The sequence below is a fragment of the Dankookia sp. GCM10030260 genome, from assembly GCF_042666655.1.
Lineage (GTDB): Bacteria > Pseudomonadota > Alphaproteobacteria > Acetobacterales > Acetobacteraceae > Paracraurococcus.
Map to the genome: position 1 here is coordinate 50,073 of NZ_JBHTDE010000009.1, position 25,069 is coordinate 75,141.

The 25,069-nt window shown below is 73.3% G+C and carries 24 protein-coding genes; 14 read left to right on the forward strand and 10 right to left on the reverse strand.

Features of this window, described 5'->3' with window-relative positions; all coding sequences use genetic code 11:
• Positions 1-60 precede the first annotated feature (60 nt).
• The 7 genes from trpA to sppA all read right to left on the reverse strand — a co-directional run bounded on the left by trpA (position 61) and on the right by sppA (position 5,271).
• Entirely contained in the window at positions 61-879 is an 819-nt protein-coding gene (trpA, locus tag ACFQS7_RS22780; protein WP_380069439.1) for a tryptophan synthase subunit alpha, read from the reverse strand.
• On the reverse strand, positions 876-2,117 hold the full coding sequence (trpB, locus tag ACFQS7_RS22785) for a tryptophan synthase subunit beta (RefSeq protein WP_380069440.1): 1,242 nt from the start codon (positions 2,115-2,117) through the stop codon (positions 876-878). Before trpB ends, trpA begins: the two co-directional genes overlap by 4 nt.
• Before the next feature lie 58 nt (positions 2,118-2,175).
• On the reverse strand, positions 2,176-2,811 hold the full coding sequence (locus tag ACFQS7_RS22790; protein WP_380069441.1) for a phosphoribosylanthranilate isomerase: 636 nt from the start codon (positions 2,809-2,811) through the stop codon (positions 2,176-2,178).
• Positions 2,808-3,521 (reverse strand): orotidine-5'-phosphate decarboxylase, encoded by a 714-nt coding sequence (gene pyrF / locus ACFQS7_RS22795; protein WP_380069442.1) that lies wholly within the window; start codon positions 3,519-3,521, stop codon positions 2,808-2,810. The genes ACFQS7_RS22790 and pyrF overlap by 4 nt, the downstream gene beginning before the upstream one ends.
• 5 nt (positions 3,522-3,526) lie before the next feature.
• On the reverse strand, positions 3,527-3,868 hold the full coding sequence (locus tag ACFQS7_RS22800; RefSeq protein ID WP_380069443.1) for a lipopolysaccharide assembly protein LapA domain-containing protein: 342 nt from the start codon (positions 3,866-3,868) through the stop codon (positions 3,527-3,529).
• Positions 3,869-3,985: 117 nt separating this feature from the next.
• Positions 3,986-4,312, reverse strand: a complete 327-nt coding sequence (gene ihfB, locus ACFQS7_RS22805; RefSeq protein WP_380069444.1) for an integration host factor subunit beta — start codon at positions 4,310-4,312, stop codon at positions 3,986-3,988.
• A 47-nt stretch (positions 4,313-4,359) separates the two neighbouring features.
• Positions 4,360-5,271 carry a signal peptide peptidase SppA gene (sppA, locus tag ACFQS7_RS22810; protein WP_380069445.1) on the reverse strand — a complete coding sequence of 304 codons (912 nt, stop codon included), beginning with the start codon at positions 5,269-5,271 and terminating at the stop codon, positions 4,360-4,362.
• A 185-nt stretch (positions 5,272-5,456) separates the two neighbouring features.
• Here sppA and ACFQS7_RS22815 point away from each other — a divergent pair, with 185 nt between their 5' ends.
• Together ACFQS7_RS22815 and ACFQS7_RS22820 are read left to right on the forward strand one after the other, a co-directional pair.
• Positions 5,457-5,822 carry a hypothetical protein gene (locus ACFQS7_RS22815; protein ID WP_380069446.1) on the forward strand — a complete coding sequence of 122 codons (366 nt, stop codon included), beginning with the start codon at positions 5,457-5,459 and terminating at the stop codon, positions 5,820-5,822.
• A 432-nt stretch (positions 5,823-6,254) separates the two neighbouring features.
• Positions 6,255-6,437 (forward strand): hypothetical protein, encoded by a 183-nt coding sequence (locus ACFQS7_RS22820; RefSeq protein ID WP_380069447.1) that lies wholly within the window; start codon positions 6,255-6,257, stop codon positions 6,435-6,437.
• Positions 6,438-6,539: 102 nt separating this feature from the next.
• On the opposite strand, the gene rpsA is transcribed toward ACFQS7_RS22820, so the two are convergent.
• The 3 genes from rpsA to aroA all read right to left on the reverse strand — a co-directional run bounded on the left by rpsA (position 6,540) and on the right by aroA (position 10,582).
• The gene (gene rpsA / locus ACFQS7_RS22825) at positions 6,540-8,258 is read right to left on the reverse strand and encodes a 30S ribosomal protein S1 (RefSeq protein ID WP_380069448.1); all 1,719 of its coding nucleotides are present in this window, start codon (positions 8,256-8,258) and stop codon (positions 6,540-6,542) included.
• A 318-nt stretch (positions 8,259-8,576) separates the two neighbouring features.
• Complete coding sequence (gene cmk / locus ACFQS7_RS22830; RefSeq protein WP_380069449.1) at positions 8,577-9,236, reverse strand: (d)CMP kinase; 660 nt, start codon at positions 9,234-9,236, stop codon at positions 8,577-8,579.
• Positions 9,233-10,582, reverse strand: a complete 1,350-nt coding sequence (aroA, locus tag ACFQS7_RS22835) for a 3-phosphoshikimate 1-carboxyvinyltransferase (protein ID WP_380069450.1) — start codon at positions 10,580-10,582, stop codon at positions 9,233-9,235. The genes cmk and aroA overlap by 4 nt, the downstream gene beginning before the upstream one ends.
• Positions 10,583-10,706: 124 nt before the next feature.
• Here aroA and ACFQS7_RS22840 point away from each other — a divergent pair, with 124 nt between their 5' ends.
• The 12 genes from ACFQS7_RS22840 (at position 10,707) to ACFQS7_RS22895 (ending at position 25,068) form a co-directional block, all read left to right on the forward strand.
• Positions 10,707-11,033, forward strand: a complete 327-nt coding sequence (locus tag ACFQS7_RS22840; RefSeq protein WP_133290384.1) for a TIGR02300 family protein — start codon at positions 10,707-10,709, stop codon at positions 11,031-11,033.
• Positions 11,034-11,054: 21 nt separating this feature from the next.
• Positions 11,055-12,239, forward strand: a complete 1,185-nt coding sequence (gene recF, locus ACFQS7_RS22845) for a DNA replication/repair protein RecF (RefSeq protein WP_380069451.1) — start codon at positions 11,055-11,057, stop codon at positions 12,237-12,239.
• 56 nt (positions 12,240-12,295) lie between these two features.
• Positions 12,296-14,743, forward strand: a complete 2,448-nt coding sequence (gene gyrB, locus ACFQS7_RS22850) for a DNA topoisomerase (ATP-hydrolyzing) subunit B (RefSeq protein ID WP_380069452.1) — start codon at positions 12,296-12,298, stop codon at positions 14,741-14,743.
• A gap of 10 nt (positions 14,744-14,753) precedes the next feature.
• Positions 14,754-14,942 carry a hypothetical protein gene (locus tag ACFQS7_RS22855; protein WP_380069453.1) on the forward strand — a complete coding sequence of 63 codons (189 nt, stop codon included), beginning with the start codon at positions 14,754-14,756 and terminating at the stop codon, positions 14,940-14,942.
• 167 nt (positions 14,943-15,109) lie between these two features.
• On the forward strand, positions 15,110-15,775 hold the full coding sequence (locus ACFQS7_RS22860) for a cytochrome c3 family protein (protein WP_380069454.1): 666 nt from the start codon (positions 15,110-15,112) through the stop codon (positions 15,773-15,775).
• Positions 15,775-18,510: a 4Fe-4S dicluster domain-containing protein gene (locus tag ACFQS7_RS22865; protein ID WP_380069455.1), complete on the forward strand. Its 2,736-nt coding sequence runs from the start codon at positions 15,775-15,777 to the stop codon at positions 18,508-18,510. The genes ACFQS7_RS22860 and ACFQS7_RS22865 overlap by 1 nt, the downstream gene beginning before the upstream one ends.
• Positions 18,507-19,829 (forward strand): NrfD/PsrC family molybdoenzyme membrane anchor subunit, encoded by a 1,323-nt coding sequence (gene nrfD, locus ACFQS7_RS22870; protein ID WP_380069456.1) that lies wholly within the window; start codon positions 18,507-18,509, stop codon positions 19,827-19,829. Before ACFQS7_RS22865 ends, nrfD begins: the two co-directional genes overlap by 4 nt.
• Complete coding sequence (locus ACFQS7_RS22875; RefSeq protein WP_380069457.1) at positions 19,826-20,365, forward strand: DUF3341 domain-containing protein; 540 nt, start codon at positions 19,826-19,828, stop codon at positions 20,363-20,365. Before nrfD ends, ACFQS7_RS22875 begins: the two co-directional genes overlap by 4 nt.
• On the forward strand, positions 20,362-20,775 hold the full coding sequence (locus ACFQS7_RS22880; RefSeq protein ID WP_380069458.1) for a c-type cytochrome: 414 nt from the start codon (positions 20,362-20,364) through the stop codon (positions 20,773-20,775). The genes ACFQS7_RS22875 and ACFQS7_RS22880 overlap by 4 nt, the downstream gene beginning before the upstream one ends.
• Entirely contained in the window at positions 20,772-21,719 is a 948-nt protein-coding gene (locus ACFQS7_RS22885; RefSeq protein WP_380069459.1) for a hypothetical protein, read from the forward strand. Before ACFQS7_RS22880 ends, ACFQS7_RS22885 begins: the two co-directional genes overlap by 4 nt.
• A 2-nt stretch (positions 21,720-21,721) precedes the next feature.
• The gene (gene selA, locus ACFQS7_RS22890; protein WP_380069460.1) at positions 21,722-23,080 is read left to right on the forward strand and encodes an L-seryl-tRNA(Sec) selenium transferase; all 1,359 of its coding nucleotides are present in this window, start codon (positions 21,722-21,724) and stop codon (positions 23,078-23,080) included.
• The gene (locus tag ACFQS7_RS22895; RefSeq protein ID WP_380069461.1) at positions 23,077-25,068 is read left to right on the forward strand and encodes a SelB C-terminal domain-containing protein; all 1,992 of its coding nucleotides are present in this window, start codon (positions 23,077-23,079) and stop codon (positions 25,066-25,068) included. Before selA ends, ACFQS7_RS22895 begins: the two co-directional genes overlap by 4 nt.
• The last annotated feature ends 1 nt before the right edge of the window (position 25,069 follow it).

A 25,069-nucleotide genomic window follows, 5' to 3' on the forward strand; every position in this document is an offset into this window, starting at 1 on the left:
ACCATGCGGCCGGAGTAGGCGCGGCGGGCCCCGGGATGCAAGGGGGCAACATTGCCGGCCTTACCCCGCCCGGATCGCCTCCGCCAGCCCGCGCACCTGGTCCAGCACCTGCCGCACCGTCTCCGGCCGTGCCCGGCCGTCCTCGTCGAGGCTCGCCGCCAGCGTGTCCACCAACGCGGTGCCGACCACCGCACCATCGCCCAGCCGCGCCGCTTCCGCGGCCTGCTGGGGCGTGCGGATGCCGAAGCCGATGCAGACCGGCAGGTCGGTGTGCAGGCGGATGCGCGGGATCGCGGATTCGAGGCTGGCGCTGCTGGCGCTTTTCGTCCCGGTGATGCCGGCGATCGAGACGTAGTAGACGAAGCCCGAGGTGGCCGCGAGCACGCGCGGCAGCCGCGCCTCGTCGGTCGTCGGCGCGATCAGCCGGATCAGGTCGAGGCCGTTGGCCTGGGCGGAGGGCTCGACCTCGTCGGCCTCCTCGGGCGGGACATCGACGATGATGAGGCCGTCGACGCCGGAGGCCGCGGCATCGGTGCAGAAGCGCTCGACGCCATAGGACAGGATCGGGTTGTAGTAGCCCATCAGCACGACCGGCGTGGCGTCGTCCTCGCGGCGGAAGTCGCGCACCATGGCCAGCACGCGGGACAGCGTGGCGCCGGCCTTCAGCGCCCGCAGCGCCGCCTGCTGGATCGACGGGCCATCGGCCATCGGGTCGGTGAAGGGCACGCCGACCTCGATGACATCGGCACCGGCGCCGGGCAGGCCACGCAGCAGCGCCAGCGAGGTCGCCGGGTCGGGGTCGTAGGCCTGCAGGTAGGTGACGAGCGCGCCCCGGCCCTCGGTCTTGAGTGCGGCGAACCGCGCGGCGATGCGGCTCACATCTCGACTCCCAGATGGCGGGCGACGGTGAAGATGTCCTTGTCGCCGCGGCCGCAGAGATTCATCAGCAGGATGCTCTCGCGCGGCATGCCCGGCGCGCGCTTGATGACCTCGGCCAGGGCATGCGCCGGCTCCAGCGCCGGGATGATGCCCTCCAGCTTCGAGCAGAGCTGGAAGGCGGCCAGCGCCTCGTCGTCGGTCGCGCCCACGTATTGCACGCGGCCAAGCTCGTGCAGCCAGGAATGCTCCGGCCCGACGCCGGGGTAGTCGAGGCCGGCACTGATCGAATGGGCCTCCTGCACCTGCCCGTCGGCGTCCTGCAGCAGGTACATGCGGTTGCCGTGCAGCACGCCGGGGCGTCCCTTCTCCAGGGACGCGGCGTGCTCTTCCGTATGCAGGCCGCGGCCGGCCGCCTCGACCCCGATCATCTGCACCGAGGGGTCATCGAGGAACGGGTGGAACAGGCCCATCGCGTTCGAACCACCGCCGATGGCGGCGACCAGCGCATCCGGCAGGCGGCCCTCGGCCTCCTGCATCTGCGCGCGCGCCTCGGTGCCGATCACGCTCTGGAAGTCGCGCACCATCTGCGGATAGGGGTGCGGGCCGGCGACGGTGCCGATGCAGTAGTAGGTGTCGTCGACATTGCCGACCCAGTAGCGCAGCGCCTCGTTCATCGCGTCCTTCAGCGTGCCCGCGCCAGCGGTCACCGGCCGCACCTCGGCGCCCAGCAGCTTCATCCGGAACACGTTGGGCTGCTGCCGCTCCACGTCCGTCGCGCCCATGAAGACGGTGCAGGGCAGGTCGAACAGGGCGCAGGCGGTGGCCGTCGCCACGCCATGCTGGCCGGCGCCGGTCTCGGCGATGATGCGGGTCTTGCCCATCCGCCTGGCCAGCAGGATCTGCCCGAGCACGGCGTTGATCTTGTGCGCGCCGGTGTGGTTCAGCTCGTCGCGCTTGAAGTAGACCTTCGCGCCCAGTTCGGGGCCTGCCGCCTTGGCCCGCAGGTATTCGGTCAGCCGCCCGGCATACCAGAGCGGGCTGGGACGGCCGACGTAATGCGTCAGCAGGTGCCGCCATTCCGCATCGAATTGCGGGTCGCGCTTCGCCGCCTCATAGGCCTTCTCGACCTCGAGGATCAGCGGCATCAGCGTCTCGGCGACGAAGCGGCCGCCGAACTGGCCGAAACGGCCGCGGCCGTCCGGGCCCTGGGTGAAGGTATTGGGCAGAGGCTTGTTCACTGGCGGTCCCCGCATCTTGCGCTGGTCATAGAGCAGGCCAGCCGGGGACGAAAGTCGCTCAGCCCCGCGCGGCGGCGACGAATCTGGCGATGCGGTCGGGATCCTTCACCCCCCGCGCCCGCTCGACGCCCGAGGACACGTCCACCCCCGGCGCGCCAGATTGAAGCAAGGCCTCCGCCACGTTGTCCGGCGTCAGGCCCCCGGCCAGCAGCCAGGGCCGCGGGATGGCGGCGCCCGCCACCAGCCGCCAGTCGAAGGCCGTGGCATTGCCCCCCGGCAGCGCCGCGCCCGGCATCGGCTTGGCGTCCAGCAGGAAGCGGTCCACCGCCGGGGCATAGTCCACCAGCCGCGCCAGGTCGGCGGGCTCCGCCACGCCCAGCGCCTTCATCACCGGCAGGCCGAAGCGCGCCCGGACCGCGGCGGCACGGGCCGGCGTCTCCTCCCCATGCAACTGGATGACGTCGAGCGGCAGCGCCGCCAGCACCGCTTCCAGCAGCGCATCGTCGGGGTCGACGAACAGTCCCACGCGCTCCGGCCCGCCCGCTGCGCGGCTGGAAAGTTCCGCCGCCTGCGCCGGCGTCACCGCCCGCGGCGAAACCGGGTAGAAGACGAAGCCGATCATGTCGGCGCCCGCCGACACCGTGGCATCGAAGCCCGGGGCGTCGTTCAGCCCGCAGATCTTCACCAGGGTCACGCCGGCAGGCTCGCCGCGATCGCCCGCGCCGCGGCGACGGGGTCGGCGGCGCCGGTGATGGGGCGGCCGACCACGATCCAGTCGGCGCCGGCGGCGACCGCCTCGGCCGGGGTCGCGGTGCGGGCCTGGTCGCCCATCGCGCTGCCGGCCGGGCGGACGCCCGGCACCACCAGGAAGGGGGAAGCGCCGAAGGCATCGCGGATGCAGGCGACCTCCTGCGGCGAGCAGACCAGCCCGTCGGCGCCCGCCGCCAGGGCCAGCCGCGCCAGCCGCAGCACCTGGTCCACCGGGGCGTCGGCGACGCCGGTCGCGGCGAGCGCCGCGGCATCCATACTGGTCAGCACCGTCACCGCCAGGATGATCGGCCGCGCCGTGCCGGCCGCCTCCGCCGCCGCGCGCGCCGCGGCGATCATCGCCGCCCCGCCCGCCGCATGCAGCGTCAGCATCGCCGGCCGCAGCGGCAGCAGCGAGCGCACCGCGCCGGCGACCGTGTTGGGGATGTCGTGCAGCTTGAGGTCGAGGAAGACCGGCGCGCGATCCGCCATCGCCCGCATCGCCACCGGGCCTTCCGCGGTGAAGAGTTCGAGCCCCAGCTTCAGCGCCCCGCAATGCGGCGCCAGCGCCCCGGCCAGCGCCGCGGCCCGGGCCGGGTCGGCGGTATCGATCGCCGGGATCAGCCGGGCGGTGGGCTGGCTCGGGCGGGGCAGCACGCGTGTCAGGCCGCCGAGCGCTGCATCGGCACCAGGCTGGCCCCGGCCGGCGGCGGCACCGGGCCGACGCGGCGGGCGGCGGCGGCGCGGAATTCGGACAATTCGGCTTCCATTACCCGCGCCGCCTCCTCCATCCGCCGGGCGCGGCGGCGATGCGGCAGGCCGGCCATCCAGGTGACCACGGCCCCGAACAGGAAGCAGACCGCGCCGATCCCGAGCACCGCGACCGAGAGCGGCGCGACCCAGGTGAGGTCGAAGGGCCAGAGCTGCAGCGCCACCTCCCCGGTGTTCGACAGGCCGAACAGCACCAGCAGGACGAGCAGGGGCAGCAGCAGGATCCAGCGCATCGGAAGGCCTTCCGTCGGCAAGGGGCGGGACGACAAGAAATCGGGCGAAAGCACTACAACCCGGGGGCTCCGAGGGGAATGCCCCGGCGCGGCGCCGCCCGGCGCGTGACGCAGCCGTTACGCCTCGACACGGCTGCGCGGCACGCGCGCCGGGGCCTGCGGCGAGCCGCCATTGACCCGTTCGCGCAACTCCTTGCCCGGCTTGAAATAGGGCACCGCCTTGCCGGCGACCGGTACGGCTTCCCCGGTGCGCGGGTTGCGGCCGGTGCGGGCGTCGCGCTGCTTGGCCGAGAAGGCGCCGAAGCCGCGCAATTCCACCCGGTCGCCGCGCGCCAGGGCGGCGGTGATCTCGTCGAAGATCGTCGCCACGATCAGCTCGATATCCGGCTGGCGCAGATGCGGGTTTTCCGCCGCCAGATGCGCGATCAGCTCGCTCTTGGTCATCGCCGCAGGTCCCAGAAGCTGGCCGCGCCCAACCCATGGGGCCGGGGTCAACGGGCAGGCTGCCAGAGCGCACGGATGCCGTCAACGCCAAGCCATTCTGAAACAAGGGTTTTCATCGCACCGTTCCAGGTCGCGTCAAACAGCTTCTCGGCCGTGCCGCGGGTCTCCAGGTCGCGCACCGGCAGGTCCGCCGCCACCTGCTTCTCGGCCGCCAGCCAGGCGCGCGCCTCAGGCTCGCCGCCGATGGCGTCCACCAGACCCACCGCAAGGGCCTGCCGGCCGGTGAAGATGCGGCCATCGGCCAGGGCGCGAACCTTCTCTTCCGGCAGCTTCCGGCCGGCGACCACCATGCCGACGAACTGGTCGTACATGTCGCCGATCACCCTCTGCAGCGCCGCCCGGCCTTCGGGCGACAGCGGGTGGAAGGGGCTCGGCTGGTCCTTCAGCGGGCCGGATATGATCGAATCGGTGCGTATCCCGATGCGGCCCAGCAGGTCGGAGCCGTCGAAGGTCTGCAGCAACACGCCGATCGATCCGGTCACGGTCGATTCGCGCGCCCAGATGCGCTCCGCCGCCACGGCTGTCATGTAGCCGGCGGAAGCCGCGGTGCCGCGCATCACGGCGACCACCGGCTTGGCCTCGCGCAACCGCAGCAGGGCGGCGTGCAGCATCTCGCCGCCGCCGACGCTGCCGCCGGGGCTGTCGATCGAGACGATCAGCGCCTTGGCCCGGACATCCTTGGCCAGCTTGTCGATCGCCTCGGCCAGTTCGCGGTCGTCCGAGATGAGGCCCTCGACCGCCAAGCGCACGACCTGGCCGCCGCCGAAGCCGGCCTCGATCCGCGTCGCCCCGAAGGCCAGGACGCCGCCAAGCAGCAGCAGCACGCAGGCGGCCCGCCACAGCGACAGGCGGCGTTTCAGCCGGCGGCGGTCGATCAGGAGGTCGGTCTCGAGGGCCATGCTGCGCTCCGCATTCGCTCCACATCTTGGGCGCCCGGCGGCACTCGACCAGGGCTTTGCATTCATGCAACAGTGGCAAAACAGACACGGTGCCTGGGGCTATCTTGGTTGCGCACGCAGGAGCCTTTCGCTAGCGTGCCGGTCTGGGCAATGGAAACAGCGCTCTAGCGGAAAAGGTGAGAGAGATGTCGTTCACGCGTACCCTCGGGGGCCTGGCCCTCGTCACCATGCTGGTCGCTGGTTGCGAAGCAACGCCCCCGGCAGCGTCTCCGATCACCCTGACCCCGGGCACGGTCGAGTACCAGCTGCGCCAGCAGCAGCTGCAGAATGTGCAGTCCGACCCGAGCCGCGGCATGCAGAACCCGGGCGTGACCGCCGTGAACCCGGGTGCCGGCGGCATCGAGCGGTCGACCACCGGCGGCGCCGGCTCGGCCGGCGGCCAGGTGGGCGGCATGCGCAGCGACGGGACCGTCGTTCGTCCGGGCGGCGCGCCGTCGACCCAGTCCACGGTGCCCAACAACCCGCGCCGGCCGCAGCCGACCACGAACTGAAGACATACCGGACCCTGGTCGCCCAAGGCCGAGCGGCCGAAGGCAGGACCAGGGAACGAGACGAAGCGCCGACCATGGTCGGGATGCCCAGCGGCACCGGCCATGGTCAAGGCGGCCACACGATCAGGCCCGGGGAATCCCTGGGCCTTTTTTGTTGTCCGGACTCCAGGCCCCACCGCCCGGGACGGAACCCGTCCTGCGGAATTCCGCCCTTGTCCGGGGCTCGGCCCCAGCGCAGGGCAGGACCATGCCATCCAGGCGCAGCCTCGCTTGCATCGCGCTTATCGGCTTTCTGACGGCCGGCTGCGGCTCCGTACCCCCGGCGACGAGAACCGGGCCGATCGCGCTGCCTCCCGGCACGGTCGAATGCCGGTTGCGGCAGCAGCAACTGCAGAAGGCCGGCTCGGGGGCCAATCCGGGCATCCGGGATCCGTGGTCACCGACGTCAACCCGAATGTCGGCGGCGCCGAGCGGGCGGGGACCGGAGGCACCGGCGCGACCGGCGGCCAGGTTGGCGGCATGCGCAGCGACGTGACCGTCGTGCGCCCGGGCGGCGCGCCCGCTTCGCCGGCGACGGTGCCGGCCAATCCGCGCCGCCCGGCGCCGGCCTACTGAGCCCCTGCCCCGGCCCGGGCACGAAAAAAGGGGCGGACCTCGCGGCCCGCCCCCTTGTTCCCTCGGCCGGGCCCCGCGGGGCCCGGCCTCATGCCGGGAGGATCACTCCTCGCCGGCCATCTCGCGGCGGCGGCGGATCGCAGCACCCAGGATGTCGCCCAGCGAGGCGCCGCTGTCGGTCGAGCCGAACTCCTTCATCGCCTCGCGCTCCTCGTCGACTTCCTTGCCCTTGATGGTCAGGGAGAGCCGGCGGGCGGCGCGGTCCACGGCGACGATCTTCGCATCGACCTTCTCGCCCACGGCGAACTTGTCGGGGCGCTGGTCGCCACGGTCACGGGCGAGCTCGGCGCGGCGGATGAAGCCGGTCAGCACGTCCTCGACCTTCACCTCGATGCCGTTCGCCTGCACGGCGGTGACAATCGTGGTGATGATGTCGCCCTTGCGGACGCGGTCGAGCACCTCGGCGGCCGGGTCGGCCTGGAGCTGCTTGATGCCAAGCGAGATGCGCTCCTTCTCCACATCGACGTCGAGAACCTTGGCCTTGATGGTCTGGCCCTTCTCGAACTTGCCCATCGCGGTCTCGCCGGCCTCGTCCCAGGACAGGTCGGACATGTGGACCATGCCGTCGATGTCCGGGCCGATGCCGATGAACAGGCCGAATTCCGTGATGTTGCGGATTTCGCCCTCGACCTCGGTGCCCGGCGGATGGGCCTCCAGGAAGACCTCCCACGGGTTGCCCTGGGCCTGCTTCAGGCCAAGCGAGATGCGGCGCTTCGGCTCGTCCACGTCGAGGATGAGGACGTCGACCTCCTGGCTGGTGGCGACGATCTTGCCCGGATGGACGTTCTTCTTGGTCCAGGACATCTCGCTGACGTGCACGAGACCCTCGACCCCCGGCTCCAGCTCCACGAAGGCGCCGTAGTCGGTGATGTTGGTGACGCGGCCGGAGAACTTGCCCTGCACCGGGTACTTGATGGCGACGCCGTCCCAGGGGTCCGACATCAGCTGCTTCATGCCGAGGCTGATGCGCTGCGTCTCGGAGTTGAAGCGGATGACCTGGACCTTGACCGGCTGGCCGATGGTCAGGGCCTCGGACGGGTGGTTGATCCGGCGCCAGGCGATGTCGGTCACGTGCAGCAGGCCGTCGACGCCGCCGAGGTCGACGAACGCACCGTAGTCGGTGATGTTCTTGACCACGCCGTCGAGGATCATGCCTTCCTTGAGGCCCTGGATCAGCTCCGAGCGCTGCTCGGCGCGGGTCTCTTCCAGCACCGCACGGCGGCTGACCACGATGTTGCCGCGGGCGCGGTCCATCTTGAGGATCTGGAAGGGCTGCGGGCTGCCCATCAGCGGCCCGACATCGCGCACCGGGCGGATGTCGACCTGGGAGCCGGGCAGGAAGGCCACGGCGCCGCCGAGGTCGACGGTGAAGCCGCCCTTGACCCGGCCGAAGATCACGCCGTTGACGCGCTGCTGCGCGGTATAGGCCTTCTCGAGGTTGGTCCAGGCCTCCTCGCGCCGCGCCTTCTCACGCGACAGGACGATGGCGCCGTCGCGGTCCTCGTAGCGCTCGACGAAGAGCTCCACGACGTCGCCGACCTGCACCTCGGGCTTCGAGCCCTGGGGTGCGAATTCCTTCAGGGGCACGCGCCCCTCGGACTTGAGCCCGACATCGACGACGGCGTAGTCGTCATCGATCCGCAGCACGCGGCCGGACACGACCGAGCCGGCGAAGCCGGTATCGGGGCCAAGCGTGGCGTCGAGCAGTGCGGCGAAATCTTCGATCCCCGCGTCGAATGCGGAGCTGGTGGCGGTTGCCATGTAGCAGTGTATTCCCGGGAAGCCTGCGGATGCAGGCAAGCGCCCTGCGCCTCCGCCACGTCCCGGAGCGATGCCGGAACCGAACGGACACGACCTGGTCCGGCGCCGGCCCTTCCAGTGGAAGGGGCGAAGGCGTCTGGCGACCCTTGTGCAAGGACGGCGTATCGGCCCGCCCGTTACCGGTCCGTCCCGCGAGGCGTTCCGGCGAGCCGGACCCCGAAAAATCGGACGCCACGGCCCCCCTAGGCGCGCGGATAAGGTTCGCTAAAACCTTGCGGAAAGGCCGTCAAGCGGAATCGAACCGTATCGCCCACAGGGCTAGGCTGCCGGCGGCACTTCGCCCAGGCGTTGCCGGATCACCGCCATGGCGGCGGCGAAGGCCGCCTCGGCGTCGAGGCTGGTGGTATCGAGCACCACGGCATCGGCGGCCGGCACCAGCGGGGCGACGGCGCGGCGGCTGTCCTGGTCGTCCCGCGCCTGCAGCTCCGCGGCGACCTGGACCTGGTCGGCGGCGGCGCCACGGGCCCGGAGCTCAAGGAAGCGGCGGCGGGCGCGCTCCTCGGGGCTGGCGGTGACGAAAAGCTTCACCGCGGCCTCGGGGAAGACCACGGTGCCGATGTCGCGGCCGTCCAACACCGCGCCATGGCGGCGGCCGAAATCGCGCTGCCAGTCCAGCAGGGCGGCACGCACGGCGGGGATGGCGGCGACGGCGCTGGCGGCAAGGTCGGCCGCCGGCCCGCGCAGGTCGGTCCGGGCCAGGTCGGCGGGGGTCAGGCCACGGGCGGCGGCTTCGGCCGCTTCCGGGTCGCGCGCGTCGGCCGCGGCATCCAGCACGCGGCGGCCGGTGGCGCGGTACAGCAGCCCGGTATCCAGATAGGCGAGGCCCAGCGTGGCGGCGAGGCGGCGGGCCAGCGTCCCCTTGCCGGCCGCGGCGGGACCGTCGACGGCGATGACGAGGCCAGGGCCGGGACCGGTCACGCCGGCCCGATCGCCGGCTCCCCGGCGGCCAGGTTCAGCAGCGCGGCGAAGCCCGGGAAGCTGGTCTCGATGAAGGCGGCGTCGTCCACCGCGACCGGGGCGCGGGCGGCCAAGCCCATGACCAGCGCGCTCATCGCCAGCCGGTGGTCCATATGCGTCGCCACCAGCCCGCCGCCGGGGATGGCGCCGGAGGTGCCCGTCACGACGAGGTCGTCGCCCTCGATCCGCGCCGCGATGCCGTTCGCCGCCAGCAGCGCGGCGGTGGCGGCCAGGCGGTCGCTCTCCTTGACCCGCAGTTCCGACAGGCCGCGCATCCGGGTCTCGCCGGCAGCCGCGGCGGCGGCCACCGCCAGCACCGGGTATTCGTCGATCATCGAGGGCGCCCGGCCGGGCGGCACCTCCACCCCCTGCAGCGGGCCGTATTCCGCGGTGACGTCGCCGACCGGCTCGCCGCCGGCCACGCGGGCGTTCTCCACCGTCAGCCGGGCGCCCATCTCACGCAGGGTGGCGAAGAGCCCGGTGCGCAACGGGTTCAGCCCGACATTCTCGACCGTGACGCGGGAGCCCGGCACCAGCAGCGCCGCGACCAGCAGGAATGCGGCGGAGGACGGGTCGCCGGGGACCAGGATCGGTGCGGCGGCCAGTTCGGGCTGGCCTTCCAGCTCGATCAGCCGGCCATGCGCCAGGTCCTCGACCCGGACGGTGGCGCCGAAATGGCGCAGCATGTTCTCGGTGTGGTCCCGGGTCCGCTCCGGCTCGATGATCCGGGTGGTGCCGCGGGCACAGAGCCCGGCCAGCAGGCAGGCCGACTTCACCTGGGCCGAGGCGACCGGCAGGGTATAGTCCAGCGGCAGGGCCTCCGCCGCGCCCTGCACCGCCAGCGGCAGCCTGCCGCCCGCGCGGGTCCAGAAGCTGGCGCCGGTGGCGGACAGCGGCGCGGTCACCCGCTGCATCGGCCGCTTCCGCAGCGAGGCATCGCCGGTCATCACCGCGAAGATCGGATGGCCGGCCAGCAGCCCGCAGAGCAGCCGGGCGGCGGTGCCGGAATTCCCCATGTCGAGCACGTCGGTGGGCTCCACCAGCCCGCCGACGCCGCGGCCGGCGACCCGCCAGGCGCCGGGGCCCGTCTGCTCGACCTCGGCCCCCAGGGCCCGCATGGCGGCGGCGGTGCGCAGCACATCCTCGCCTTCCAGCAATCCGCTGATCTCGGTGGTGCCGACGGCCAGCGCGCCGAACATCAGGGCGCGGTGGCTGATCGACTTGTCGCCGGGGACGGCGTGGCGGCCGGAGAGGCCGCGGGACGGCGCCGCAGCGCGCAAGGGGTGCGGGGCGTCGGGGTGGGCCATGCCGGCGCGTTTGACATGCGCCACCCCGCATGGCAATGCGCCGCGCTCGATTTTTGGCACCCGCCCGCGGCGGCATCCTTGCCCCTGCGCGCGGTTCGCCCTTTCCAGAGATGAGGCTTCACCGATGGCCAAGCCCGAACTGGGCCTCAAGCGCGTATGCGTCGCCTGCGCCACGAAGTTCTACGACCTGACCCGCGCGCCGGCGATCTGCCCGAAATGCGGCACCGAACAGCCGGCGGAGCAGCCGCGGCTGCGCCGCAGCGCCGGCTCCCTCCCGCCGGAAGAGAAGGTGAAGAAGCGCGTTCCCGTCGCGGAGGCCGAATCCGACGAGGTGGAGCTGGAGGATGTGGAGGGCGACGAGGCGGTCGAGGACGCCGAGGAGCTCGAGGACGATGCGGAGACGATCGGCGACGAGCTCGAGGTCGAGGCCGACCGCGACGAAGAGAGCTGAGTCCGGAGCCGGCGCCTGACCATGGCGCCGGCCCCTGCGCTCTGCCTCACCCGGCTCATGCTGCGGGATTTCCGCAGCTGGGCCGCGCTGACCGTCCCGTTCCAGGCGCGTATCGTCGTTGTCGCCGGCTCCAACGGCGCCGGCAAGACCAACCTGCTGGAAGCGATCAGCCTGCTCGGCCCCGGTCGCGGGCTGCGCGGGGCGAAGACGGCCGAACTGGGCCGGCACGCGGCTGGCGCCCCCCTCCCCTGGGCTTCGGCCGGGCGGTTCCGCGACCCGCTCGGCCAGGAATTCGACGTCGGCACCGGCACGCCGGAGGGCGGCCCGCCGGAACGCCGCATCTTCCGGCTGGACGGTGCCCCGGTCCGCGCCCAGGCGGAGCTGGCCGAGCGGCTGGCCGCGGTCTGGCTCACCCCGCAGATGGACCGGCTGTTCCAGGATGGCGCCGGCGACCGCCGCCGCTTCCTCGACCGCCTGGTCTGGGCGCTGGAGCCGCACCACGCCCGCGAGGTCGCCGCCTACGACAATGCCATGGCGCAGCGCAACCGGTTGCTGGCGCAGGAACGGCGGGAGGGGCTGCGGGTCGACCCCGCTTGGCTGGCCGGGCTGGAGGACGCCATGGCGCGGCACGGGGTAGCGGTCGCCGCCGCCCGCCGCGGGCTTGTCGCGCGGCTGAACGCGACGCTCGCGGATGGCGTCACCGGCGCCTTCCCGGCGGCGCGGCTGGCGCTCACCTGCCCGGTCTCGGCGGCGCTGGCGGCGGCGCCGGCCCTGGCGGTGGAGGATGGGCTGCGGGCCGACTGGGCGGCCTGCCGCGGCCGCGACTCGGCGGCGGGGGCGACCTTGACCGGGCCGCACCGGGCCGACCTGCTGTTCACCCATGTGCCCAAGGACATCCCCGCGGCCTTGTGTTCGACCGGGGAACAGAAGGCCCTGCTGGTCGCCGTGGTGCTGGCGCATGCCGCGCTGATCGCCGCGGCGCGCGGCTTCGCCCCCCTGCTGCTGCTGGACGAGGTGGCCGCCCACCTGGACGAAACCCGGCGGGAAGCCTTGTTCGCGGCGCTCGCCGCCCTGCCGGCCCAGGCCTTCCTGACCGGGACGGATGCCGCCGTCTTCGCCCCGCTGCGGGGAATTGCCGAGGCTTTCAGGGCTTCCCCGGGGGCACTCGTTCCGGATGGAGATTTTCCCGTGCCTGGGGGCGCCTGAATCCCTATATTGCAGCCAGTTTCCCGACGCGATGACCCAAGGAGTTTGCCGCCGGCATGAGTGACCCCGCCGAGCGCGCCGAGCCGTCCCTGCCTGACCAGAGCGGCGGCGATTACAACAGCGCATCGATCACCGTCCTCCGTGGCCTCGAAGCCGTGCGGAAGCGCCCTGGCATGTATATCGGGGATACCGATGACGGCTCCGGCCTGCACCACATGGCCTTCGAGATCATCGACAACGCCGTCGACGAGGCCCAGGCGGGCTTCGCCAGCAAGGTCGAGGTCACCCTCAACGGCGACGGCAGCGTCACCGTGCGGGACGACGGGCGGGGGATCCCCGTCGACATGCATGAGGAGGAAGGCGTCTCCGCCGCCGAGGTGGTGCTCACGCGGCTGCATGCCGGCGGCAAGTTCAACCAGAACAGCTACAAGGTCTCCGGCGGCCTGCACGGCGTCGGCGCCGCGGTGGTCAATGCCCTGTCCGAATGGATGGAGGTGAAGATCTGGCGCAACGGCCAGGAGCACTTCATCCGCTTCGAGCATGGCGAGACGGTGCAGCCGCTGCGCGTCACCGGCACCTCGACCGAGCACAACGGCACCGAGGTGACCTTCAAGCCCTCCGCCGGCACCTTCACCAAGGTCGAATACGAATTCGCCATCCTGGAACGCCGCCTGCGCGAGCTGGCCTTCCTGAATTCCGGCCTGGCGATCTCCTTCCGGGATGACCGCCATGTCCCGGCGCAGGAGATCTTCTTCCAGTTCCGCGGCGGCCTGACCGCCTTCGTCGAATGGCTGGACCAGGGCAAGGAGCCCTTGTTCAAGCCGCCGATCGCGGTGACGTCGAAGGAGATCGAGGGCATCAAGGTCGAGATCGCGATGTGGTGGAACACCACCCCGCGCGAGATGACGCTCTGCTTCACCAACAACATCCCGCAGCGCGACGGCGGCACCCACCAGGCCGGCTTCCGCCAGGCGCTGACCCGGGTGGTGATGAAATACGCCGAGGACCTGGCGAGGAAGGAAAAGATCGAGCTGGTCGGGGAGGACATGCGGGAAGGCCTGACCGCCGTCCTGTCGGTCAAGGTGCCCGACCCCAAGTTCAGCTCGCAGACCAAGGAGAAGCTGGTCAGCTCGGAAGTCCAGCCGGTGGTGCAGATGGCCGTCGCCGACGCCGTCTCCCACTGGTTCGAGACGCATCCGAAGGAAGCCAAGCTGGTCATCGAGCAGGTCGTGCTGGCCGGCGCCGCCCGCAAGGCGGCGCAGATGGCCCGCGAGAAGGTCGGCCGCAAGAACGCGCTGGAATTCTCGACCCTGCCGGGCAAGCTGGCCGACTGCCAGGAGAAGGACCCCGCCAAGTGCGAGCTCTTCCTGGTCGAGGGTGACAGCGCCGGCGGGTCCGCCAAGCAGGGCCGCAACCGCGCCTTCCAGGCGATCCTGCCGCTGAAGGGCAAGATCCTGAACGTCGAGCGCGCCCGGCTGGACCGCATGCTGTCCTCGGCCGAGATCGGCACGCTGATCACGGCGCTCGGCACCGGCATCGGCAGCGGGGAGCCGGCCAAGGGCGGGTTCGACCCGAACAAGCTGCGCTACCACCGCATCGTCATCATGACCGACGCCGACGTGGACGGCAGCCATATCCGCACCCTGCTGCTGACCTTCTTCTTCCGCCAGATGCCCGAGCTGATCACCCGCGGGCATCTCTATATCGCCCAGCCGCCGCTGTACCGGGCCAAGCGCGGCAACGACGAGCGGTACCTGAAGGACGACCGGGCGCTGGAGGATTTCCTGCTGGAGAAGGCGCTGTCCGGCGCCAGCCTGACGCTCGGCGGCGGGCGGGCGGTGACCGGGGCGGAGCTGAAGGCGGAGGCGGAAGCGCTGCGGCAGATCGCGTCCCGCATCCGCCGGCTGGCGACCACCGTGCCGGCCGAGATCATCGAGCAGGCCGCGGTCGCCGGCGCGCTGACCCTGGAGCCCGAGCGGGCCCTGGCGGCGGCGCAGGTCCTGGCGGCCCGGCTGGATGCGCTGGCCCTGCCGAACGAGAAGGGCTGGAAGGCCACCGCCGACGAGGGCGGGCTGCAGCTGCGGCGCGTGGTGCGCGGCGTGACCGAACGCCATGCGCTGACCCCGGCGGCGCTGCGCAGCGCCGAGGCGCGCTGGCTGGACGAGCGGCATGAAGGGCTGTCGCGCGACTTCGCCGAGGGCGCGCGGCTGACCATCGACGGCACCGACGCCGCGGTGCAGGGCCCGGCCATGGCGCTGGACCGCATCCTGGCGCTCGGCCGCCGCGGCCTGACCATCCAGCGCTTCAAGGGCTTGGGGGAGATGAACCCCGAGCAGCTCTGGAAGACCACGCTGGACCCGGCGGTGCGCACGCAGCTGCGCGTCCGGGTCGAGGATGTGGAGGACGCCGAGACGGTCTTCTCCACCCTGATGGGGGACGTGGTCGAGCCGCGGCGCGACTTCATCGTCACTAACGCGCTGAAGGTGGCGAACCTCGACGTCTAGCCGGTTGTCCATGCTGCCGGACCGGGTCGCACTTTCGTCGCCGAGCTGCACCTCAATGCAGGTGAGCTGGCCGGCGAACCGCGCCGGTGTCGCCTCGACCTTGGCGGCGGCCTGCGACGCCAGGGTTATCGCTCCCGTGCACGTCGTCGTCGGTGTCGAACTGGATCACCACGCCACGCTTCAGATGAAAATTTATTAATTAACGAAAGCCACCAGTAGCGGATGGTCGAGCAGAATGATGCTGCAAAGCGTGTTTCTGTCGGGTTGTCGCCAGCCGGTCGGCGCGAACATCTGCAGTCAATGAAAAAACAGTAAACCATACCGGGTCGCTGGCGTTAGCCGAACCGTTGCAGGTGCCGGGACAGCATGCCGCAGATCTTCTCGTCCAGGTCGGATCGCCGGCTGCGCCTGGCGCTGGCCATCGGGGCGGCGGCACTGTTCCTCAGCCTCGCGGTGGGCTTCGCCTATGCCCGCTCCGGCGCCGCCTGGGCGGTCGGGAGGCCGGCGTTGCAGCCTATCCCCTTCAGCCATGCCGTGCATGCCGGGGGCCTCGGCCTCGATTGCCGCTTCTGCCATGCCGGAGTCGAGCGGGAGGCCGCGGCGGGCATGCCGACCGCCGAGACCTGCCTCGGCTGCCACGCCCGGGTCTGGACCGTGGTGCCGCAATTCGCGCCGCTGGCCACCGCCCTGGCGCGGAGCACGGCGGTCGCCTGGGCCTCGGTGCATCGCCTGCCGGACCATGTCCGTTTCCACCACGCCGCGCATGTTCAGTCCGGCGTCTCCTGCCAGACCTGTCATGGTCCGGTCTGGGAGATGCCGCGGACGGTGAAGGCGGAGACGCTGTCGATGGGCTGGTGCCTCGACTGCCACCGCGACCCGGCACCGCGCCAGGGCACAGTGGAGCAGGTCTTCGACCGCACGCCGGTGGAAGGGCAGCCCCCCGACCGGCCCTTCGGTCTTGCCGCGCAGCCCGTCCTGCACCAGGGCATCGAGGTCTCGCCGCTGACCCGTTGCTCGACATGCCACCGCTGATGCCGGCCGATCCCACCAGCCGCCGCGACGTCCTGCTGATGGGCGCTTCCATCGCCCTCGCCGCCGCCGGCTGCGACGGGCCGGACGAGCATGGTCACCCGCTGCATGCCCGTCCGCGCGGCGTGGTCGGGGAAGCCGCCAGCTTCGCCACCGTGCTCGACCTCGAAGGGCTGGGTCGTGGTGTGCTGGCCCGCACCCGGGCCGGCCATGCGATCAAGCTGGAGGGCAACCCGCAGCACCCGGCCAGCCTCGGCGCCACCGACATCTTCGCCGAAGCGGCGGTGCTCTCGCTGCACGACCCCGCACGCTCCCGCCGGATCCGCCGCGATGGCGCTCCGCGCCCGCCAGCGGAGCTTGATGCCGCCCTGGACTCGATCCGGACGGCGCTGCTGGCGGATCAGGGCGCCGGGCTGCGGCTGCTGACCGGACCCGTCGGCTCGCCCACATTGGCGCGGCTGATCGGCGAGGTGCTGGCGGAATATCCTGGCGCGCACTGGCACCAGCACGACCCGCTGGCCGATGACGCGGCGCTGGCCGGGGCGATGGCCGCAGTCGGCCAACCGGTCGCCGTGCTGCCGGACTTGGCGCGGGCGCAGGCGGTGCTCTGCCTCGGCGCCGATCCGCTGGGGCCGGGACCGGCGCAGCTGCGCCAGGCGCGGGACTGGAGCAGCGGGCGCCGGAAAGGCCGGGCCGCCGGCCGGATGCCACGGCTCTTCGTCGCGGAGGCCTCGCCCAGCCTGACCGGCGCCCGGGCCGACCGCCGCATCCCCTTGCACCCGGCCGAGGCCGAGGATTTTGCCCGCGCCGTCGCCGCCACGCTCGGCCTGCCCGGTCTGGCCAGGGACGGCGCCCATCCGGAGGCCGCCGGCATCGGCGCCGCGCTGCGCGACGCCGGTCCGGCCGGGCTGGTACTCGCCGGGCGCGGCCAGCCGCCGGCGGTGCATGCCCTGGCGCATGCGATGAACCAGGCGCTCGGCGCCTCCGGCACCGCGCTGCGGCTGATCGTCCCGCCTTTGGCCCGGCCAGAGCCCATGGCCACCTCGCTCGCTGACCTGACCCAGGCCATGCAGGTGGGGGTGGTGACGCATCTGCTGGTGCTCGGCGCCAACCCGGTGGCCGAGGCGCCGGCGGCGCTGGACTTCGCCGGGGCATTGCGCCGGGTGGAATTCACCTTGCATGCCGGCCAGTGGGTGGATGAGACGGCGCATCTCTGCCGCTGGCACGTGCCCTTGCCGCATCCGCTGGAGGCCTGGGGGGATTCCCGTGCCTTCGACGGCACCCTGGCGATCCGCCAGCCGGTGACGTTACCCCTGGCCGAGGCAGCGCGCGGCGAGGCCGAATTGCTCGGCGCGCTGCTCGGCACGCCGCTCACCGCGCGCGAGGCGGTCGCCGCCACCTGGCGTGCCGCCTGGGGCGAGGATGGCTTCGACGCCCGCTGGGATGCTGCGCTCGAAGCCGGAATCGCCGGCGATCCCGCCCCCACCGTCACCCCCGCCTTGCTCCCCGGTTGGGACCAGCCGGGCGGAGCGCCCCCCGCCGCCCTGACGGCGGTCTTCGCCCCCGACGCGGGCCTGCGCGCCGAGGCGCAGAATGCCTGGCTGCAGGAGATGCCGCGCCCGCTGACCGGCCTCGCCTGGGGCAATGCCGCGCTGTTCGACCCGCTGACCGCGGCGACCCTCGGCCTCGCCCCTGGCGACGAGGCGGAATTGACCCTCGACGGCCGCCGGGTGCTCGCCGCCTGCTGGCCAGTGCCGGGCCATGCGCCGGGCTGCGTCACCCTGCCGCTCGGCGGCGGCCGGCGGGCGGCCGGCGAGGTCGGCACCGGGCGCGGCTTCGATGCCAACCGGCTGCGCCCGGCCGATGGCGCCTGGACGGCGCCGGGCCTCGGCGTGCGGGCCACCGGCCGGCGCGCCGCGCTGGTCGCCACCGATGCGCATCACCGGCCGGACGAGGCCGGGGCGGTGCCACGCTTGCGGCCGGGCGAGGCGCTGCCGCCGATCGCGCCCGGGGCCTCGCTGCATCCGGACTGGGCCTATGCCGGCCGCGCCTGGGCCATGGCGATCGACATCGACGCCTGCATCGGCTGCAACGCCTGCGCCGTCGCCTGCCAGGCGGAGAACAACGTCCCCGTGGTCGGACCGGAGGAGCTGGCCCGCGGCCGCGGCATGCACTGGCTGCGGATCGACCGCTACGACAGCCCGGCGCCCGAGGCCGCCGCAGCCAGCTTCCAGCCGGTGCCCTGCATGCAGTGCGAGAAGGCGCCCTGCGAGCCGGTCTGCCCGGTCAATGCCACGGTGCATGACAACGAGGGGCTGAACGTCATGGTGCATGCGCGCTGCATCGGCACCCGCACCTGCTCCAACAATTGCCCCTACAAGGTCCGCCGCTTCAACTGGGACGACCATCGCCGGGCGATGGACACGCCGCGCCGCAATCCTGAGGTGCCGCTGCGGCCGCGCGGGGTGATGGAGAAATGCACCTATTGCAGCCACCGCATCACAGCGGCGCGGACCCAGGCGGGGCTCGAGGGCCGCGCGCTGCGCGACGGCGAGGTGGAGACCGCCTGCCAGCGTGCCTGCCCGACCCAGGCCATCACCTTCGGCGACCTGAACGCGCCGGGCAGCGCCGTCGCCGCGCTGCGCCGGGATGGCCGCAGCTACGCCCTGCTCGGCCATCTCGGCACCCGGCCGCGCACCACCTACCTGGCGCAGATCCTGCCGGACGCGCCGGCTTGAGTATCTCTGCAGCGCCGGTCGTCGCCGCCACCCTGCGGCCCGGTGGCTGGGGGTTCCAGGTCTCGCTGCTGTTGGCCCTGGCGGGCGTCGCGGTGCTGGCCGGGGCGGTCGCCGCGCTGCTGGTCCTCGGCATCGGCATCTGGGGCAACAACATCCCCTATGTCTGGGGCTTCGACCTCATCGCCTATGCCTGGTGGATCGGCATCGCCAATGCCGCCAGCCTCTTCGCCGCGGTGCTGGTGCTGCGCCGGCACGGGCTGCGAACCGCGGTGAACCGCTTCGCCGAGGCCGTCGCACTCGCCGCCGTGCTGGCCGCCGCGCTCTATCCCATCCTGCATCTCGGCCGGCCCTGGCTGTTCGGCTGGACCATCCCCTATCCGGCGACGACGCGCCTCTGGCCGCAATTAGGCAGCCCGCTGGTCTGGGATTTCTGGGGGATCATGGCGCATGTCGTCGTCACCTCGCTGTTCTGGTTCATCGGCCTGATCCCCGACCTGGCGACCCTGCGTGACCGCGCCGCGACCCAGGGCCACTGGGCCATGGCCCGGACCTATGGGCTGTTCGCGCTGGGCTGGCGCGGCTCGGTCATGCATTGGCACCGGCATCAGCTGGCCTATCGGCTGGTCGCCGCGCTGGTGCTGCCTCTGCTGCTCTCGGCGCAGACCGTGGTGGCGCTGGAATTCGCCACCACCCTGGTCCCGGCCTGGCACCAGGCGCGGCTGCCGGTGCATGTGGTGGTGACGGGCCTGCCTTCCGGCCTCGGCGTGGTGCTGGCCATGGCGGCGGTGCTGCGCCACGCGCTCTCGCTCGAACGCTTCGTCGATGCGGGGGACATGGACCTGCTGGCCCGTTTGCTGGCCTGCGCCGCCCTGGCCTCCGGCGCTGCCTATGCGCATGAACTGGTCACCGGCCTGCTGCTGGAGGATGCCGAGACCCGCGTCGCCTTCGTCGCCCGCGCCTTCGGCGCCGGGGCGCCGGCCTATTGGGGCGCCGTGCTGCTGGCGGTGCTGCTGCCGCAAGTGCTGTGGTCGCGCGGACTGCGGCTGCGTGCCTGGGTTGCCATCCCGGTCGGGTTGCTGGCCGCCGCCGGCGTCTGGCTCGACCGCTGGTCGCTGGTGGTGGGCGGCATGCTGCGCGAGCGCCTGCCGGCCCATGCCGTGGCCTATGCACCGAGCCCGGCCGAATGGGCGCTGCTCGGCGGCAGCGCCGCGCTGTTCGCCGCCGCCCTGTTGCTGTTCGGCCGCTACATCCCCGTCGTGGCGATCTTCGAGATCCGCCATGAGGAAACGCTCGCCGAAACGGCCGAGGAGGAACGGTGAGCCAGCCGCCGCTCCACGGCGCCATCGCCGAATTTGCCGCGGCCGACACGCTGGTCGCCGCGGTCCGTGCCGCCCGCGCGGCCGGTTGGTCGCGGCTCGACGCGCATGCACCGCATCCGGTGCCGGAGGCGGCGGAAGCGCTCGGCGCGCGGGCCACGCCGGTTGCCTGGATCGCCATCGCCGCCGGGATCTTCGGCGCGATCACCGCCTATGGCACAGAATGGTACCTCTCCGTGCATGACTACCCGCTGAATGTCGGCGGCAGGCCGATGGATGCCTGGCCGGTCTTCCTGCCGGCGGCCTATATCGTCGGCGTGCTCTGGGCGGCGGCGGCGGCGCTGCTGGGAATGCTGTGGCTGAACCGGCTGCCGCGACTGCACCACCCGGTGTTCTTCGCCCGCGGCTTCCACCGCGCCACCCAGGACCGCTACTTCCTCTATTTGTCGGCCGAGGATCCGATCTTCGCGCCCGAGGCGGCGCTGGAATTCCTGCGCGGCCTCCGGCCGTTGCGGGTCTCCACGGTGCGCGCCGCATGATCCGGGCGCTGCCGCTGTTGCTGCTGCTGGCCGGCTGCGACGGCTGGCCGGAAAGCCCGAAGCCGCCGCCGCCCGCCGCGCCGCCGGAAGGCGCCGTCCCGCGCGGGGCGGCGGCCCACCGCGCCGCGCTGGCGCCGCCGGGCCCGCCGGTGGACGCCGCGCTGCTGGCCGAGGGCGCCGGGCGCTACGCCATCTACTGCACCCCCTGCCATGGGGCCTCCGGCCGCGGCGATGGCGTGGTGGTCGCGCGCGGCCATCCGCCCATCCCGCCGCTGCCGGCCGATCCGGCACGGAGCATGGCGGCGATCGCCGGAAACCTCGCCGGCGCGCATCCGCTGGCGGACCGACTGGACCCGCGCCAGCGCTGGGCGGTGGCGCGGCATGTCGCAGCTTTGCGGTGGGCAGAGTGATCGAACTCGCCTCGCCCCTGGTTGCTCCATGGGCCGAGGCCTGGCTGCCCGCCTTCCTGCTGGCGGCCGGGCTGACCGCCGGCGCGCTGGTGGCGCTGGCGCTGGGCCATCTGCTGGGCGAGGCCTGGCTGGCGCCGCTGCACCCGCCACTTGCCGCCATGGCCCGCGCCGCGCCGGTGCTGCTGCCGCTGGCCCTGCCGCTGCTGCTGGTCCCGCCCGCCTTCTATCCTTGGGCCGCAGCGCCGGGGGCCAGCGCCTGGTACCGGGCCGACGCCTTCCTGCTGCGCGGCCTGGCCGTGCTGCTGCTCTGGGTCGGGCTCGGCCGGCTGTTGGCCCGGCCGTACGTGCGGGGTCGCACGGCCGGCGCGGCGCTGCTGCTGCTGGTGCTGACTGGCGCCTTGGCGATGGAGGATTGGGCACTGTCCCGCGACCAGGCCTGGACTGGCAGCCTGCAGGGCCTGGCGCTGTTGGTGGAGCAGGCGGGTGCCGCCATCGCGCTGGCGACGCTGCTGGCGCTGCGGCATGTCACACCGGACGACGATGCCCGGACCGGCCTGGAACGCGCGCTGCTGACCTTCGCCATGGCCACGCTCTGGCTCTGGTTCGTCCAATATGTCGTCGTCTACGCCGCCAACCTGCCGCAGGAAGCTGCATGGTACCTGCGGCGCTCCGGAGGGCCCTGGGGCTGGGTGAAGGCAGGGATCGCGGTGCCGGCGCTGCTGGCGGCGATCGGCCTGGCGCTGGTGCCGCAGTGGCGGCGCTGGCGGCTGGCGGCGGTCAGCGCCCTGCTGCTGGTGCAGCACCTGGCGCATCTGGCCTGGGTGGTGCGGCCGGATGCGACGCTTGCCGGCAACGCGACGCCGGTCCTGGCGGATGCGCTGGTGCCCGGCGCGATGGCGCTGGCTGTCGCCCTGGCCTGGCGCCGCACCGCGCGGGCCGGCTGAGCATGGACGGGCACGACCCGCGCCGCCGCCTGCCGGCGCTGCACCGCCTGCTCCATGCGCCGGAGGCCCAGGCGCTGCTGGCGGCGCATCCGCGCGCCGCCGTGGTGGCGGCGCTGCGGACGGCGCTGGAGGCCGCCCGGGCCGGGGCCGCTGCGCCGGATGCCGCCGCGTTGCTGGCCGCCGCCACCGAGGCGCTGGGTGCGACGCCCGGGCTGCGGCGGGTGCTGAATGCCACCGGGGTGGTGCTGCATACCGGCCTCGGCCGCGCGCCGCTGGCCCCCACCGCCCTGGCCGCCATCGCCGATCTCGCCGGCGGCTATGCCAATCTCGAGCTCGACCTCGACGGTGGCAGCCGCGGCGACCGCCATGCCGGCTGCGCCGCGCTGCTGCGGGAGCTCACCGGCGCCGAGGCGGCGCTGGTGGTGAACAACGGCGCCGCCGCGGTGCTGCTGGCGCTCTCGGCCCTGGCGGCGGGGGGCGAGGCCATCGTCTCCCGCGGCGAGCTGGTCGAGATCGGCGGCGGCTTCCGCATCCCAGAGGTGGTCGCCCAGGGCGGCGCCAAGCTGGTCGAGGTCGGCACCACCAATCGCACCCGGCTGGCGGATTTCGCCGCCACCATCGGCCCGGCGACGCGGGTGCTGCTGCGGGTGAACCCGGCCAATTACCGCATCCTCGGCTTCACCGAGGCGGTGGCACCGGCGGCGCTGGCAGGGCTGGCGCATGCGCGGGGCCTGCTGGCGATCGAGGATCTCGGCAGCGGCGCGCTGGTCGACCTCGCCCGCTTCGGCTTGCCGCGTGAGTCGACCCTGGCGGAGAGCGTCGCCGCCGGCTTCGACGTGGTGGCGGCGAGCGGCGACAAGCTGCTCGGCGGCCCGCAGGCCGGGCTGCTGATCGGCCGCGCCGACGCCATCGCCCGCTGCGCCCGCCACCCGTTGATGCGGGCGCTGCGGCCGGACAAGCTGACGCTCGCCGCGCTGGAGGCGACGCTCAAGCTCTACCGCGACCCTGCCCGGCTGGCCGAAGCGGTGCCTGCGCTGGGCATGCTGGCGACGCCACCCGAGGTGCTGGCCGGCCGCGCCGGGCGGCTGCTGGCGCTGCTGCCGACCGCGGCCGGTGGCAGCCTGGAAGCTGGTGTCTCCCTGGCCGGCGGCGGCACCCTGCCGCTGCTGGAACTGCCGACCACGCTGGTGGCGCTGCGCCCCGCCGGGCTGCCGGCCGAGGCATTGGCGGCGCGGCTGCGGGCGGCGCGGCCGGCGCTGCTCGGCCGGCTCGACCGCGGCCGGCTGCTGCTCGACCCGCGCTGCCTCGCCGAGCCGGAGATCGCCGGGGCCGCCGAAGCCGTGACAGGCGCGCTGGCATGAGGACGGCCCTCATCGCCGTGCTCGGCCATGTCGACCATGGCAAGACCGCGCTGGTCCGCGCCCTGACCGGCTCCGAGTGCGACCGGCTGCCGGAGGAGCGCGCCCGCGGCATCTCCATCGCCCTCGGCTTCGCCCGCCTGGCGCTGCCCGATGGCGGCGAGGTGGATCTGGTGGATGCGCCGGGGCATGAGCGCTTCGTCCGCACCATGATCGCCGGCGCTTCCGGCATGGATGCCGCGCTGCTGGCGGTGGATGCGCGCGAAGGGGTCCGGGCGCAGACCCGCGAGCATGTCGAGATCGCCGCCTTGCTCGGCATCCGCCGCGGCGTCGTCGCCATCGCCCGCTGCGACCTGGCTACGCCAGAGGAGCGCGCCGCAGCCTCGGCAGGAACCGGGGCATTGCTCGCCGGACTTGCCCTTGGCACTTGGCCGGTCGTCGAGACCTCGGCGCGGACCGGCGAGGGGATCGCCGCCCTGGCCACTGCGCTCGGTGCCCTGACGCGGGAGGGTGTGGCGGGCCCCGGCGGCGCCTGGTTGCCGCTCGACCGCGCCTTCACCCTGCCCGGCGCGGGGGTTGTGGTCACCGGCACCTTGCGGCGGGGTGGGCTGGCGCTGGGCGATGCGGTGGAACTCCTCCCCGGGCTCCGCCCCGCCACCATCCGCGGCCTGCATGTGCATGGCATGGCAGTGTCGCGGGCGGCGCCCGGCAGGCGGGTCGCCGTCGCGCTGCGCGGCATCGCGCGGGGCGAGGTGGCGCCGGGCGAGGCGCTGGCGACGCCCGGCCTGCTCGCTCCCACGGAGCGGCTCGATGCCTGGGTGACGGTGCTCGCCTCGGCGCCCCGCGCGCTGCGCCAGGGTGAGACGCTGCGGCTGCTCTGCGGCACGGCGGAGGCCGGGGCGCGGCTGCGGCTGCTGGGTGCGGCGGCGCTGGCGCCGGGCGAGGCGGGCCTGGCGCAATTCGTCCTGGACCGGAGGCTGGCGCTGCCGGTGCGCGAACCTTTCGTGCTGCGGCTGCCCTCGCCGCCGCGCACCGTCGCCGGTGGCATGGTGCTGGACCCCGCGCCGCCGCGCCGCCGCGCCCGCGATGCGCCGCTGCTGGACGCGATGCGACTGGCGACGCCGGCGCGGGCCGCGTCGCTGCGACTGCGGGCGGCGGGCGCGGCAGGATTGGAGGCCGCAAGCCTCGCACGGCTGGTCGGCGTGGCACCGACGGCGCTGGACGCCGCCGCGGCGGAGGCGGTGTCGCTGCGCACCGGCCCGCTGCTGCACCGCGACGTGCTGGCGGCGCTGGAGGCGAAGCTGCTCGGCGCGGTGGAGGCGGCGGAGCGGGCCGACCCCATGGGCCCTGGTCCCGAGGCCGGCCCGCTGCTCGCCTCCAGCCTGCCGCCCGAGGCGCCCGGTGCGGCCATCGCCGCCCGGCTGGTTGCCCGCGGCGCCCTCTCCCTGGCGGCCGGGCGGCTGCGGCTGCGCGGCCTCGACCGCGTGGCGCTGCTCTCCGACCAGGACCGCGCGGCCATCGCGGCGGTGGAGGCGGCCTTCCGCGCCGGCGGCCTGATGCCGCCCGATGCGGCGGCCGTCGCCGCGTGCGACCCGCGCCGCGCCCAGGCGATCCGCCTGCTGCTGCGGAGCGGCGTGCTGCTGCGCTGCCCCGATGCGGTGCAGAAGCGCGAGGTGGTCTTCCATGCCGAGGCCGTCGCCACGGCCCGGGCCGCGCTCGCCGGCCTGCTGGCGGCCCGGCCGGCGGGGGTCTCGGTCTCCGATTGCGGCGCCCGGCTCGGCATCAGCCGCCGCTTCACCGTGCCGCTGCTGGAGCGGCTGGATGCCGAGGGGTTCAGCCGGCGCGCCGGCGACCTGCGGCACCTGGCGGCGGTCAGTCCGGATAGCGGAAGCCGGGCAGCGCCCGTGTCTGGTCGCGCGTCATCGGCAGCCTCGCCCGGCGACCATCCGGCTGGAGTTGCGCGAAAGGCGCCGCCAGGTATTTCTCGGTGAA

Coding starts and splice junctions, on each gene's coding strand:
- ACFQS7_RS22800 (WP_380069443.1), bottom strand. CDS start 3,868: ATGCGCTGGATCCTGCTGCTGCCCCTGCTCGTCCTGCTGGTGCTGTTC.
- selA (WP_380069460.1), top strand. CDS start 21,722: ATGGACGGGCACGACCCGCGCCGCCGCCTGCCGGCGCTGCACCGCCTG.
- ACFQS7_RS22880 (WP_380069458.1), top strand. CDS start 20,362: ATGATCCGGGCGCTGCCGCTGTTGCTGCTGCTGGCCGGCTGCGACGGC.
- ACFQS7_RS22860 (WP_380069454.1), top strand. CDS start 15,110: ATGCCGCAGATCTTCTCGTCCAGGTCGGATCGCCGGCTGCGCCTGGCG.
- recF (WP_380069451.1), top strand. CDS start 11,055: ATGGCGCCGGCCCCTGCGCTCTGCCTCACCCGGCTCATGCTGCGGGAT.
- ACFQS7_RS22815 (WP_380069446.1), top strand. CDS start 5,457: ATGTCGTTCACGCGTACCCTCGGGGGCCTGGCCCTCGTCACCATGCTG.
- ACFQS7_RS22840 (WP_133290384.1), top strand. CDS start 10,707: ATGGCCAAGCCCGAACTGGGCCTCAAGCGCGTATGCGTCGCCTGCGCC.
- rpsA (WP_380069448.1), bottom strand. CDS start 8,258: ATGGCAACCGCCACCAGCTCCGCATTCGACGCGGGGATCGAAGATTTC.
- aroA (WP_380069450.1), bottom strand. CDS start 10,582: ATGGCCCACCCCGACGCCCCGCACCCCTTGCGCGCTGCGGCGCCGTCC.
- sppA (WP_380069445.1), bottom strand. CDS start 5,271: ATGGCCCTCGAGACCGACCTCCTGATCGACCGCCGCCGGCTGAAACGC.
- ihfB (WP_380069444.1), bottom strand. CDS start 4,312: ATGACCAAGAGCGAGCTGATCGCGCATCTGGCGGCGGAAAACCCGCAT.
- ACFQS7_RS22865 (WP_380069455.1), top strand. CDS start 15,775: ATGCCGGCCGATCCCACCAGCCGCCGCGACGTCCTGCTGATGGGCGCT.
- ACFQS7_RS22855 (WP_380069453.1), top strand. CDS start 14,754: ATGCTGCCGGACCGGGTCGCACTTTCGTCGCCGAGCTGCACCTCAATG.
- gyrB (WP_380069452.1), top strand. CDS start 12,296: ATGAGTGACCCCGCCGAGCGCGCCGAGCCGTCCCTGCCTGACCAGAGC.
- ACFQS7_RS22895 (WP_380069461.1), top strand. CDS start 23,077: ATGAGGACGGCCCTCATCGCCGTGCTCGGCCATGTCGACCATGGCAAG.